Source organism: Micromonospora sp. NPDC002411, assembly GCF_053592955.1.
This window is the reverse complement of sequence record NZ_JBSFBM010000214.1, coordinates 1-11,957: the sequence shown is the minus strand read 5'-3', so window position 1 is coordinate 11,957 and position 11,957 is coordinate 1. Positions and strand designations below refer to the sequence as shown.

17 protein-coding genes and 1 tRNA gene are annotated in these 11,957 nt (G+C 67.2%); 15 read left to right on the top strand and 3 right to left on the bottom strand.

Features of this window, described 5'->3' with window-relative positions; all coding sequences use genetic code 11:
• The 4 genes from ACWCO3_RS23245 to ACWCO3_RS23230 all read left to right on the top strand — a co-directional run.
• Positions 1-568: low temperature requirement protein A (locus tag ACWCO3_RS23245; protein ID WP_450011997.1), on the top strand; the 568-nt coding region annotated here is incomplete at its 5' end.
• Between the two features lie 192 nt (positions 569-760).
• Entirely contained in the window at positions 761-1,204 is a 444-nt protein-coding gene (locus ACWCO3_RS23240; RefSeq protein ID WP_450011995.1) for a hypothetical protein, read from the top strand.
• Positions 1,205-1,305: 101 nt separating this feature from the next.
• A complete protein-coding gene (locus tag ACWCO3_RS23235; protein WP_358167057.1) occupies positions 1,306-1,797 on the top strand; it encodes a helix-turn-helix domain-containing protein in 492 nt (163 codons plus the stop codon).
• A gap of 162 nt (positions 1,798-1,959) precedes the next feature.
• Positions 1,960-2,352, top strand: coding sequence for a DUF6036 family nucleotidyltransferase (locus ACWCO3_RS23230; RefSeq protein ID WP_358167060.1), 393 nt, complete (start codon positions 1,960-1,962; stop codon positions 2,350-2,352).
• Positions 2,353-2,478: 126 nt separating this feature from the next.
• Here the strand turns inward: ACWCO3_RS23230 and ACWCO3_RS23225 are convergent.
• Positions 2,479-2,574: transfer RNA gene (locus ACWCO3_RS23225), tRNA-Ser, on the bottom strand.
• 1,321 nt (positions 2,575-3,895) lie between these two features.
• On the opposite strand from ACWCO3_RS23225, the gene ACWCO3_RS23220 reads away from it, so the two are divergent.
• Complete coding sequence (locus ACWCO3_RS23220; RefSeq protein WP_450011992.1) at positions 3,896-4,312, top strand: hypothetical protein; 417 nt, start codon at positions 3,896-3,898, stop codon at positions 4,310-4,312.
• Here the strand turns inward: ACWCO3_RS23220 and ACWCO3_RS23215 are convergent.
• Positions 4,297-4,839: a kinase gene (locus tag ACWCO3_RS23215; RefSeq protein ID WP_450011990.1), complete on the bottom strand. Its 543-nt coding sequence runs from the start codon at positions 4,837-4,839 to the stop codon at positions 4,297-4,299. The two genes, ACWCO3_RS23220 and ACWCO3_RS23215, sit on opposite strands and share 16 nt — an antisense overlap.
• Before the next feature lie 8 nt (positions 4,840-4,847).
• A complete protein-coding gene (locus ACWCO3_RS23210; RefSeq protein ID WP_450011988.1) occupies positions 4,848-5,654 on the bottom strand; it encodes a GntR family transcriptional regulator in 807 nt (268 codons plus the stop codon).
• Positions 5,655-6,084: 430 nt separating this feature from the next.
• Between ACWCO3_RS23210 and ACWCO3_RS23205 the strand changes: the two genes are divergently transcribed.
• The 10 genes from ACWCO3_RS23205 to ACWCO3_RS23160 all read left to right on the top strand — a co-directional run.
• Complete coding sequence (locus tag ACWCO3_RS23205; RefSeq protein ID WP_450011986.1) at positions 6,085-6,330, top strand: DUF6284 family protein; 246 nt, start codon at positions 6,085-6,087, stop codon at positions 6,328-6,330.
• Positions 6,330-6,704, top strand: coding sequence for an RRQRL motif-containing zinc-binding protein (locus ACWCO3_RS23200; protein WP_450011984.1), 375 nt, complete (start codon positions 6,330-6,332; stop codon positions 6,702-6,704). The genes ACWCO3_RS23205 and ACWCO3_RS23200 overlap by 1 nt, the downstream gene beginning before the upstream one ends.
• Positions 6,701-7,492 (top strand): ABC transporter permease, encoded by a 792-nt coding sequence (locus ACWCO3_RS23195; RefSeq protein ID WP_450011982.1) that lies wholly within the window; start codon positions 6,701-6,703, stop codon positions 7,490-7,492. Before ACWCO3_RS23200 ends, ACWCO3_RS23195 begins: the two co-directional genes overlap by 4 nt.
• 96 nt (positions 7,493-7,588) lie before the next feature.
• A complete protein-coding gene (locus tag ACWCO3_RS23190) occupies positions 7,589-8,056 on the top strand; it encodes a DUF3307 domain-containing protein (protein ID WP_450011980.1) in 468 nt (155 codons plus the stop codon).
• Between the two features lie 84 nt (positions 8,057-8,140).
• Positions 8,141-8,362, top strand: coding sequence for a hypothetical protein (locus ACWCO3_RS23185; RefSeq protein ID WP_450011978.1), 222 nt, complete (start codon positions 8,141-8,143; stop codon positions 8,360-8,362).
• A 240-nt stretch (positions 8,363-8,602) separates the two neighbouring features.
• On the top strand, positions 8,603-10,813 hold the full coding sequence (locus ACWCO3_RS23180; RefSeq protein WP_450011976.1) for a cell division protein FtsK: 2,211 nt from the start codon (positions 8,603-8,605) through the stop codon (positions 10,811-10,813).
• A 142-nt stretch (positions 10,814-10,955) separates the two neighbouring features.
• Positions 10,956-11,204, top strand: a complete 249-nt coding sequence (locus ACWCO3_RS23175; RefSeq protein ID WP_450011975.1) for a hypothetical protein — start codon at positions 10,956-10,958, stop codon at positions 11,202-11,204.
• A complete protein-coding gene (locus ACWCO3_RS23170; RefSeq protein ID WP_450011973.1) occupies positions 11,201-11,494 on the top strand; it encodes a hypothetical protein in 294 nt (97 codons plus the stop codon). The genes ACWCO3_RS23175 and ACWCO3_RS23170 overlap by 4 nt, the downstream gene beginning before the upstream one ends.
• Positions 11,494-11,742: a hypothetical protein gene (locus tag ACWCO3_RS23165; RefSeq protein ID WP_450011971.1), complete on the top strand. Its 249-nt coding sequence runs from the start codon at positions 11,494-11,496 to the stop codon at positions 11,740-11,742. The genes ACWCO3_RS23170 and ACWCO3_RS23165 overlap by 1 nt, the downstream gene beginning before the upstream one ends.
• Before the next feature lie 12 nt (positions 11,743-11,754).
• Positions 11,755-11,957 (top strand): bifunctional DNA primase/polymerase (locus tag ACWCO3_RS23160; RefSeq protein WP_450011969.1); only part of this gene is annotated, 203 nt, incomplete at its 3' end.

Genomic DNA, 11,957 nt, shown 5'->3' with positions numbered 1-11,957 from the left:
CGCGCTCGGAGAATCCCTGATCTCGGTCGGCGCCGGGGTCGGAACCCAGATGATCCACTGGCCGACCTTGGCGGCAGCGCTACTCACCCTCACCGTCACCGGGTGCCTGTACTGGCTGTACTTCCCGAGTGCGGCGAGCGCCGGAAACGCACTCACGACAGACTCCGGGCTGCACCGGGGCTTCATGGCCGGCAACGCGTACAGCGTCGCCCACCTTCCGCTGCTCGCCGGAACCATCTACGTGGCGCTGGGAGTCGAGGAGGTGCTCGCCGGCCTGGCGCACGGCAAGACCCAGCACACCCTGCACTGGATCCCGGCCGTCGCGCTGTTCGGCGGGACCGCCCTGTACCTCGCCGGCCGGGCGACGTTCCTTGCCCTCAGCGTCCGGTGCGTACGGCCCGAGCAGTTTCTCGCGCCCGCCGTGGCGCTGCTCCTACTCCCCGTCGGGCGTTACCTACCCGGCCTGGCCGCTCTCGGCCTGCTCACCGCGTTCCTGGCCGTGCTGCTCAGCTACGAGGCGTGGACCAGGGGCCGGTCCGGGACGTCAGTCGACCCGGCCGAGTCGTGATCCACTCACCTTCCGGGAAGTCGCGGTATCCAAAACGTCTCGATACACCAACGTCGGCGAAACCGGGTCGATCACGGTCGCGGAGGGTGTGGGATTCGAAGCCACGAAGACATCGCCCTTAACATTGACCGCGATCGGCGTGGGCGTGGCGGGCCAGGTGCTCTCCATGCGGGGCGTCAGGGAGGTCGAGCCATGACGAGGAGCGTTGCCCTCTCCGCTGTCGTCGTCGGAGCTGTGGGAAGCCTGCTCTCCGCTATCGCACTTCCGTGGGCCCACTACGGCGACATCACCGTGCCACTCACCCGATTCCCCGGCTGGGGTGGATATGTGGGCAGTGTTCTTGCGCTGCACGCCTGCGTCGCCTGGGCCGTACTCAGTCGGACCGCCCGACCAGCGCTCACCCTGGCAGCCACCGCCGCGCTGAGTCTGGTCGCCGTCGGATCGACGCTCCTCCTCGCGCTCACCTACGACGAAGCGTCAGCCCTGTTCGATGGAGCGATACCTGCTGTCATGCCCCGTCCAGGGCTCGGTGGCATGGTCGCCGCCGTGGCGATTCTCATCAGCACCGGTGCGGCAGCGGTCAGCGGCGCAGGCCACCGCGCGATGGCGGCGGCACCGGCCAACGCTCTCCCGTAACGCAGCCGTTCACCCGGAGCCTCGGCTCAGTTGGCGTGTTGACCAGCGGGAACGAGGCACAGGGAGTTGCGTTTTTAGCGTTTGCAGCGCATGCTCGGCCTATGGTGACGACGAGTGGGGGCCTTCTGACCACCGGTCAGGTTGCCAAGCTGCTGGGGTCGTCGCGTCAGCAGGTGGTCAACCTGTGCGAGCGCGGCGAGCTGCCGTTCGTGAAGGTCGGCATGCATCGGAGGATCAAGCGGGACGACGTTGAGGCCCTGCTGCACCCGAAGCCGGAGCTGACTCGTGATCAGCTCAAGTCGCTGTGGTTGCACCAAGCGGTGGCCGGCAGTCTGGTCACCGACCCGGACGAGGTGCTGGGCAAGGCCAGGGAGAATCTCGATCGACTCCTCCGGCAGCACCGAGGGACCATGACCGAAGTGTGGCTGAATCGCTGGCAGAACAAGATCAACGAAGGCGTCGGCGCCGTCCTCAAGGTGCTGACCTCGGATGATCCCGAAGCCGTGGAGCTACGACAGAACTCGCCCTTTGCCGGGGTCCTGTCACAACCACAGCGCATGAAGATTCTTGAGTCCTTCAGACGCAGCGGCTGAAAGCGAGCGGCGTGAGCCGCGAGCAACTGGAGCATGTCCTGCGGTCCGCGTGCCAAATCGCCGGGGACCCGGACGTCCTCGTCATCGGCAGCCAGTCGGTGCTGGGGGCGATCCCGGAAAGCAGACTTCCGCCTGGAAGCCACCGCCTCAATGGAAGTCGACGTGGCATTCTTCAACGACCCGGACGACCAGAAAGCTGACCAGGTCGACGGGGCCATCGGCGAGTTCTCGCTGTTCCACGAGACGAACGGCTACTACGCCCAGGGCGTGAGTGTGTCGACCGCGAGGCTGCCCGACGGGTGGCGGGATCGGCTGGTTCTGGTGGAGTCCCAGAGCACCCGACCGGGGCGTGGCTACACGCTCGAACCGCACGACTGCGTCGTGTCCAAGCTCATAGCTGGCAGGGAGAAGGACCACGCCTTCGCCGCCGCGCTGATCCGGGCCGGGCTCATCGAACCAGCAGTGGTCGCCGAGCGGATCGAGATGGTCGACGTCCACCCTTTGGTGCTGAAACGGCTGAGGGACTGGATCGCCATCTACCTGCCGGCAACCTGACGGCTGCAGACCGGCGGTCGCACCACTCTGCCGACTTGCCTAGAACCCCCACCAGCCCCCCGGCAGCAAACAGCCCCGACCGAAGTCGGGGGCTGAGCTGCGTAAACACCCCACCAGGGGAAGCGGAGGGTGTGGGATTCGAACCCACGAAGACATCGCTGCCTTACCGGTTTTCAAGACCATCACCCGCAACCGTCTGACCAGCACAAACAGCCACCCTTTGCGGCTAAGTGCCGCTGATTTGCCGCAGACGAGCCTGCGAAGCAGCAGCGACCTACCCTGGCGGCCCTGCTGAACGGCTTGACTGCTCGCGCCACTGGCCGCCGTCAGCCCGGATCAGATGTTGCACCATCCGCCGCGCTTCATCCTCGGTGCCAAAGTCCCACCTGAGCACCTTGCCCGTCTCAGAGTCGCCCGACCTGGCGACGACGTGCCAGCGCACCTCCCGAGCAAGCCAGATATCACGACGGGTAAGTCGCCCCCAAACTCCGTTCCACCAACGCCCCACTTGCTCCCTCACGTGCGGGATAGTACAGGTGTTCGAAGAGTCCTGAGTCGGAAGCACTTGCAGGCGCACGGCGAGCAGAGGTTCTAGGCGCTAGCCGCGTGAGCTAATTCCAGCCAAAATAATTAGTCCAGGGCCCTCCCAAGCCATATACCGACAAAAAGGAAGACTGCGCTAACTATGGCGTTGGTCAGCAGAGCGTCGAAATTCCGTCGTATCCAAGGAGGGGCCTCAGTTCGACTGCGGGTTTGGATTACGTTGGTAGCGGACCTAAAGCCAAGATAGCCGAACAGCAAGAGTAGCGGGATCACGGCCCAACCGGTCTCCGGGGGTAAATCCAGCTTAGATTCTTCAACGAAACTTGGCCAAAAGACCGTCGGCCAGAAAGGCAGGATCGCCAGGGCCGCGATTGAAATGAGGTAAAGAATCCATCGCCCGAGACGCGGTTTAGGACTTAATAGTCCTCCGAACTTTCGGCATCGATCCGTCACGTTTTCTAGGTCCGCAGCCAGGCCACGATCCGCTAGGGTGGGTTCCAATATCGCTAAAGTGCCGCCACTCCTACGAATGAGGAGATGAACCTTTTTTTCGACGGTGAAAGATACAGCGTTTATCCGACGCTCTTTAGCCTGAGCTAAGTCCGCAATCCGATCAAGCTCATACTGATCTGTTCGGACACCGGTCTCCGGGTACGCCTCCCTCATGATGCCCTCCAACTCTTCCAAATCGTCGCGCCAAAGCCGCATTGGCGAGAGATCTACGGTGAGCATCCGGGGGTGCCGAGCACGCAGGGTCATGGACGGGAATGATATCGACACCGCGCCCGTCCCAGAGTCGCCTGATTGGGTGTGCCACCTTCCCCAACACGGTTGGAGCGTCGCACAGGTGTACGACGGTCCCACGAACCTTGATCCGCTTAGTAGCCTCAGTGTCATGATCGCTCGACACCACCTCCCGCGCTCATGGCCGCTGCGACTCGCGATCATCCTCGCGATCGTCGCCGCAGGGTGCCTAGCAGTACCGGCGGGGTGGGCAGTCGTGAGAACGGCCGAGGCCAGCAAGGGTGAGGCCGACCCCATAGCCGCAGCGAATGCTTACCTGTTGGCGGCGTTCGCCGAGTACGGCGATGGTCTCGGCATAGAACGCTGCCTCTGCGACAGTCGCCGTAAGGACCTGCTAAAAGAGGCGAGCAAGATGCGCGACCAACTTTCGGCAGCCGGAACGGGCATCAAAGTAGTGTCTTCCGACTGGAAAGAAATCGACTCTGACGGCATGGTCTCTGCACAAATCAGTTTACGCTTTACAAGCGTTGATGCCGCCGGACGAACAATGTTTCTCGCCGGCTCCCGCCACGAATGGCGCTTCCAAACTAAAGAAGAGCGGGGCATGGACAGGGGCTGGAAGGTCTGCCGCGTCGATGCCCCGTCGCTATGCGGCAATCATCTGCGCTGTTGAGTGAGACTGCTCTCCCGTTCTTTCAACGTAAGCAGTACGGCCCATGCGACGGACTTCGGATCACTAGCGCTGGTATCAAATCGCAAGTCCGCCTCGATGATTTCGGTTTCATCCCATGCCCGAAGACGGGCGGCCGTGTCTCCTGTATCCCGTGCATCAATACGTCGTTCAGCAACGTCTCGCGGACACCAGAGATGCACGACAAGCCACGCTACCGAAGGGTCAGCACCCTTAACAGCTTCGATAGCCGCGCCCTGTCCGAGATGCAGCACCGGCACGCCGGCCTCTACATGCCGCAACAGGCCGGCACGATCAACTACGTACGTCGCGCCATATCTGCGGTTCTCCCAGACGATCTCACCCCGATCGTGTAGGTCCTCTAGCTCCGACTCGCTGATCATCCGATAGCCATCAGCACGTCCGCCGCCGACCTTCAGCCTGCGGAACAACGAGCATCGCGCATCAACCTCGTGGAGTGCCTGCGTCACCGTGTCTTTGCCAGCAGCAGGCGGACCATAAAGGATCACTCCAATCCTCATTGATTGGCCTCTGCGCTCAAAACCTCATGAAGGAGTGCCCTTGCCTGCGTCTTAAGCGGCGCGCTCGATGTGCAATTCTTGATCAGCTTGTATGGAACCAGTGGTCGGAAATCGAGATCGATTCGGTCGAGATAACCGTCCCAGTCCGCCAGCTTTGCGGCATCGCGGGCAGCGCCTCGACGCCGAATATAAGTCTGCATGCTGCTGGCATCGCAGTAGACCCAGACGAAGGTAGTAACGGCACCCTTGTCAGCGAACGATGACTGCGTGCGTTCCAGCCAGGCCGGGTCATTGAATTCAGCTATGAAAGGCGCAGTAATGATGGCACTGCTGCCGCAAGCGACATTCTCGCTCGCGGCCTCCATCAGTGCTTCATACTCTCGCGGCCTCAGCAGTTTCAGGTATTGCTCAGACTCCCGGTCATGCGGCGAAAGCCCGATAAGCTCTAGCGCGGCCTCTAGGACTGGACGCGTCAAAGTGTCCTTATCCAACATCGGCCAACCCGTCTCGCGAGCGAGAATCCGTCCCAATTCAGTCTTGCCGCTGCCCGCGTAACCTCCGACGATCAAGACGCGCGGAGATTGCAGGCGAATCTCATTCCGCTTGCTCTGATCGGGAGCGTTCACTACGCGCTTAGAGCGGGACTTGCTAACCACCAATCCTTCATCGGCCAAAACGCGCATCGCCTCAGTGATTGTGAAGACGCTTACGCCCCACTGGTCGGCAAGTTCACGCGTCGAATCAAGCACCTGACCATCACGGAGCGCGCCTGACTCGATGTCGTTGCGGATGGTCCGGGCCACCTGTTGATGAAGCGCCTCAGAGCGAGACAGCCGGGGCTCAGGGGTTGGCATGGCAGTCCTCTCGCGGTCAGACAGGAGCAGGGGAAGCCTACCAGCGACCTATCAGATGGTAGGGCGGGCACTGCTGTTCGCCCTGCTCAGAGGCGAATCCCCCCCAAGCAGTTGACCTGTGGACCTACCAGTTGTTAGGTTGCGTACGTCACATCAGCCGGGAGGTAGCCGGGGAAGGCAGCGGATTCGCTGCACGCCTACGAGCCGTCCGTGTCTGGTCGTTCCCTGACAACTGGATGGGGTCGCGCCTCCCCGAAAAGGTCGCCACGCACGGCCAAGGCCCGTGCATCTCAACCCCCAAGTTGGCGCGGCGGCGCGGGCTGATTCTGGCCTGCGCCGCCGCGCATCCCCCATCGCATCGATTACCGGAGGTTCCCCCGTGCGTACGTACCTCGCCCCCGTCACCGCCGAACCGACCGCCACCGACCTGGCCGCGATCGACACGGAGTGGCCGCAGATCGCGGCCGAGCTGGACCTGCTGGACGCGGAAATCACGCTCATCTACGCCGAGGACCACGGCGGCCCGACCGAGCTGGACTGGCGGCGGGTGCGCCGGGCCGAGGCCCGCGTGACCCGCGCCGCCACCGACACCGCTACCCGTACCGACCCGCGCCGCGCGGCCTGATGTCGCGCATCCGCGCCGCCTACTTCGATCCGGACGGGGCGCGATACGGCATCCCCACCTACTGGTGGAAGGGTGCCCCGCCCGGCTACGCCACCCGCCGCCAACTGACCGCTGCCGGCCTGCGCCCCGGCGGGCAGCCGATCGCCGCTCAGGTGCTCTGGCGCGGCGTTGGCGGCACCCGGACCGCGTACCTGTACCGGGTCGACCTGGCCGCGCCGAAGCGCACCGCGACCCCCGCGCAGCGCGCCGCGATCGGCAAGGCGCTCACGGCCCGCCGGACCTGCCCGACCTGCGGCGTGGTTCGGCCCTACTTCATCCCGCGCTCGCTTGGCGAGTGCGTCGACTGTGCCTATCCCCAGGAGGACGCAGCATGACCGCCCCCGCTATCAACGGCACCCGCTACCCGCAACCCATCGAGGACCTGTTGCCCGCCGCCCGCGCGCTGGACCTGCCGGACGGGGAGGTGTTCCCGTCGCGCAACCGGCTCATGCGGGAGTTCCGCATCGGCGCACCTAAGGCCGGCGAACTGCTCGCGCTGCTCAAGACCACGCCCGCCGCGCCGCCGGCCGACACCACCGAGGCGGCCACCCCGGACCCGGCACCCGCGCCGGCCGCACCCGAGCCCGCGCCGCCGGTCGTACCGGACCCGACGCCCGCGCCGGAGATCACGCCATCCGAGCCGGTCGAGCAGGTCGCGCCGGTCAGTCGCCCAGATACGCCCGCCCCGCCCGCACCGGCCCGGTCGGCGGTGGTGTGGCCGGTGGTTCTGCTGGCCCTGCCCGCGTTCGTCGCGATCTGGTCCGGGTGGGTTGGCCTCGGCGGACTCACCGGGTTCGGCATCGTGCACCCGCTGCCCGGCATCGCGGATGGGTTCAGCATCAACTCGGCGATCACGCTGCCGATCGGGGTGGAGACGTACGGCGCGTACGCGCTGTACGTGTGGCTGTCTGGCCGGGTGCCGGAGCGGGCACGCCGGTTCGCCAAGTGGTCGGCCCTCGGTTCCCTCGTGATCGGCGCGCTCGGGCAGGTCGCTTACCACCTGTTGGAGGCCGCCGGGGTCACCTCGGCCCCGTGGTGGATCACCACCGCCGTTGCCTGCCTCCCGGTAGCGGTGCTCGGCATGGGTGCCGCCCTCGCGCACCTCGTCCGTACGCACGACTAGCGCCGCCCGGCGGCGCGGCCACCTGGCTTCCCAACCTGCGCCGCGCCGCCGGCCCTCACCCATCAGCCCACTTCTAGACCTCGGGAGATACCCCTCATGTTCGCAGACCCCACCGGCACTCGCGCCGCGACGTTCGCCGCCGTGTTCGCCGCCCTCTACGTCGCTCACCAGGTCGCCGACCACTGGGTACAGACGCAGCATCAAGCCGACTGCAAGGGCCTTCCCGGCTGGCCGGGTCGCATCGCCTGCGCCGCGCACGTCGCCACCTACACGCTTACCGCCCTGCTCGCGCTGGTGTTCGTCATCGCCGGAACCGGGCTGCGGCTGGATCCGTGGGGCGTGGCGATCGGCCTCACGATCTCGGCGGTGTCGCACTACATCGCCGACCGGCGCACCCCGCTCAAGCGCATCGCTGACGCGCTCGGCTCGGCCCGCTTCTACGCCCTCGGCACCCCACGGCCTGGCCACGACGACAACCCCTCGTTGGGCACCGGCGCTTACGCCCTAGACCAGTCCTGGCACATCGGGTTCCTGTTCGTCGCCGCCCTGTTCTGCGCGGTCTGACCACCCCCGCCCTCACCGGCTAAACCTCCGGTGGGGTGCGGAGGTTGCCAGACCCGCTGGCACCCCTGGCAAGGAGGAATTCCCGTGGCGATGTCGTCCTGCTCCACCTGCGGCAAGGGCTTCAAGAGCGTTTCCATCGACAGCACCGGCACCCTCGCGATCTGCACCGCCGGTCACTACAACTTCGACCCCGGCAGCCGCTCCGACAACGGCTCGATCACGACGGGCAGCGTCAAGGTCAAGGGTCAGTCCGCGATCGGCAACGGCGCGACCGCGATCGGCCGCAAGGGCAAGAAGGGCCGCTGATGCCGGCCCGCTGCCCCGGATGCGGGTGCATGCACGCCTACTCCGGCGGCATCCCCGCACGCGGCTGCCTCTCCTGCGGGTGCGCCTGCACGCCGGTCAACCGTGGCAAGACGTGCCGCTGCTGCGGCGCAACCGACACCTAACCCCGCCCGGCGGCGCGGCCACCCGGCTTCCCAACCTGCGCCGCGCCGCCGACCCTCACCCCCCGACCCTCACGGATCAGATGGAGGAACCCCTACCATGACTTCCCCCCGTGACGATGACCGCTTCGACTGGCAGGCCGCCGAAGCCGAGCTGAACGGCCCCGATGCCGAGGTGGTCGACCTGGACGACGCCCGCGCCCGGCGGGTGCCGCGCCCCCGCCCGCCGGCCGACGCCGACGACACCGCCGAGGACGACACCGCCGAGGACGCCGAGACGATCGATGACAGCCCGGAGCGCCTCGGCGGTCTGGTCGACGCGGCCGAGGACATCCCGCCGGAGGTGCTCGCCCGGCAGCGGGAGCGCCGGCCGATCCTGGCCGAGTGGGCGCGTTCGTGGCGCGGCCTGCGCGCGGCGGCGCGGCACCAGAGCAAGGACGCCGGCTACGTCGCCGCCTACCACGCGGTCAGGGTGCCGAAGTACGCGGCGAAAACCGTTGTGTGGGCACCGGTTGGGCTGTTCCGCGGCCTCGGTCGGGCGTTGCACTGGGCCAGCGCCGAAGAGGGCAACTGGCACCTGCGGCAGGCCGCCGCGACCCGTGGTGAGGCCGATGTGTGGCTCAAGCTCGACGCCCGCCGACAGCGCCAAAGCGTATGGCGGTGGTGGGTCCTGGCCGCTGGTGCCGGCGCGACCGTCGCCGGGGCGATCGTGCTCACGGTTGGCCCGCCGTGGTGGCGCTACCTGGCGCTGGCGGTGGTGGTGCCGCTGCTGGCCACCCTCGGTCGACCGGCGGACAAGCCGCTGACCGACCGGGTCACCGAGGGCACCCGTTACCGCAAGTTGACCGCCGACCTCGTGCGGCGGGCGTTGACCTCGTTGCAGATGGCAGCGATCAACAGCGCGGTTGCCAAGGACCCGAAGGCGATCAGCTTCCCGGTGGACATTCACCGCGACGGCCCCGGGCACCTGGCCGTGGTCGACCTCCCGTATGGGGTGGAGGCCGCCGAGGTGGTCGCCCGGCGCGGTCGGCTGGCCTCGGCGATGCGGCTGCCGCTGGATCAGGTGTGGCCCGAACCGGCACCGGGTCACACGGGCCGGCTGGCGTTGTGGGTCGGCTACGAACCGGCGTCGCAGATGACGCAACCGCCCTGGCCGCTGCTGTCGACCGGCGCGAAGGTGGACCTGTTCAAGGCGTTTCCGTTCGCCACCACCCCCCGACTGGACGCCATCAACGCGGAGATGATGTTCCGCAACTGGCTGTTCGGTGGTCAGCCCGGGTCGGGGAAAACGTTCGCGCTGCGGACGTTGGTGCTGGCCGCGTCGCTGGACCCGCGCGCCGAGATCCGGGGCTACGAACTCAAGGGCGTCGGGGACTTCGCAGTGTTGGAGCCGGTCATGGCCGAGTACGGCAACGGCTTCGATGACGACACGCTCGCCCGGTGCTTCGCCTTCATCGAGTGGTTGTACGAGGAGTGCCGCCGCCGGTCCAAGCGCATCGACCACTACGCCAGGTTGGGTAAGGCCCCCGAGAACAAGGTCACTCCCGAGCTGGCCAACCTCAAGGGCTCCGGGCTTCACCCGCTCGTGGCGTTCTTCGATGAGCTGCAAGAGCTGATGACCAGCAAGTACGGCAAGGAAGCCGGCGAGATCCTGGAGAAGGTCATCAAGCTCGGCCGGGCGTTCGGCGTGATCCTGCTGATCGGTACGCAGATCCCCGACAAGGACAGTCTGCCGACCGGCATCACCCGCAACGTCAACTCCCGTTTCTGCCTGTCGGTGGCCGACCAGACCGCGAACGACATGATTCTTGGCACGTCGGCCTACAAGAACGGATACCGGGCCACGGTGTTCGTGCCGGGCGACGAGGCCGGGTGGGGCATCCTGCGGGGTTTCGGCCCCAAGCCGACTGCGGGCAAGTCGTACAAGGTAGACACCAACGCCGCCGCCGGGATCGTCGCCCGCGCCGTCGCCCTGCGGCAGGCGGCCGGGACGCTGCCCAAGCCGGACGAGCAGACCCGCGAGGTGGCCCCGGTCGCGGACGTGCTCGGCGACCTGGCGCGAATCTGGCCGGGCGACGAAAAGGCGGTGTGGAACGAGACGCTGTGCGGTCTGCTGGCCGAGCTGCGGCCCGAGGTCTACGGCGGCTGGGAGGCCGCGCAGCTCACGACCGCACTCAAGCCGCACCCGGCGGTGAAGGTCGGCGACGTGGGTCGGCGCATCGATGGCAAGCCAACCACCCGGCGCGGCATCAAGCACCCCGACGTACTCGCCGCGATCGCGGAGCGTGACCGGAAGCGGTCTGCCGGCTGACCGGCCGTGAGGGTGCTAGCGCTAGCGGCCCGTCCTGCTAGCGCTAGCACCCTCGCTAGCACCTGATCCGAATCATGAGCTGCGACCTAGCAGATAGCAGCTCACGGCCCCGTGCACCCAAAAACCGGCCCGGGAGGCACCCGTGAACCCCCACCTGACCGCCGCTATCACCCTCGCCATGATCCCCGCCCTGATCACGCTCGGTTACGCCGGGCTGTGCTGGGTCAAGCCCGTCAAAACCTGCCAGCGCTGCGCCGGAACCGGCCGGACCACCACCCGCGTACTGCGCCGCCCGCGTGCCTGCCGCCGCTGCGACCGGGGCCACCGGCTGCGCACCGGTCGACGCGTCTACAACCATTTTCACCGGCTGCGCGCTGAGGCGAACCGATGAACCGCCGCGCCGCCGGCCACACCGAGTGGTGCGGGATGGACCACCGTTGCGGCCTCGGTGAGCACCGATCGGAAGAGATCGTGGTCGACGTTGCTGGCCGTTCCCGCGCGGTGCTGGTGCGGGTGCGCACCGCCGCCGGGCGGGAGCACGCCGAGGTGCGTGTCAGGGTCGCGCTCGCGCCGTCTGAGCTGGCCGCGCGCCGGCAGTTGGTCGGGCTGCTCGGCGACCTGCGGCACGCCGTGACCCGCGCCGCGATCACCGCCCGGCCTCGACCGAGGCGGGCCGGCTGATGGAGGTGTGGCTTAGCGGCACCCGGGCCGAGCTGGACGCCGCCGTTGCCGCCGTTGCCGCCCTCGCTGACCTCGGGCACGTCATCCAACAGGGCCAGCGGTGGCCGATGGGCGGCGTTGATGTCGGCCGCTACCGCCTCTACCTGCGGCTTGCCGTCGCCACCGCCGCCCGTACCCGCCCGGCACCTGACACCGGCGGTGAGTTGATCGACCTCGCCGCCGTCCGCGCTCTGCGTCGCCCTGCCTGAACAGGAGCACTCATGTCTGATCTGCTCACCGCCGCGCTCGCGCACGCCGCGCGCGGCTGGCACGTTTTCCCGCTGCGCCCCGACGACAAGCGACCCGCGTTCCCCGACCACACCGCCGACCAGTGCGCCGGCCGCGACCCGCGCTGCCGCACCGGCCACGTCGGGTGGGAGGCACGCGCCACCACCGACCCGGCCCGCATCCGCCGGGCGTGGTC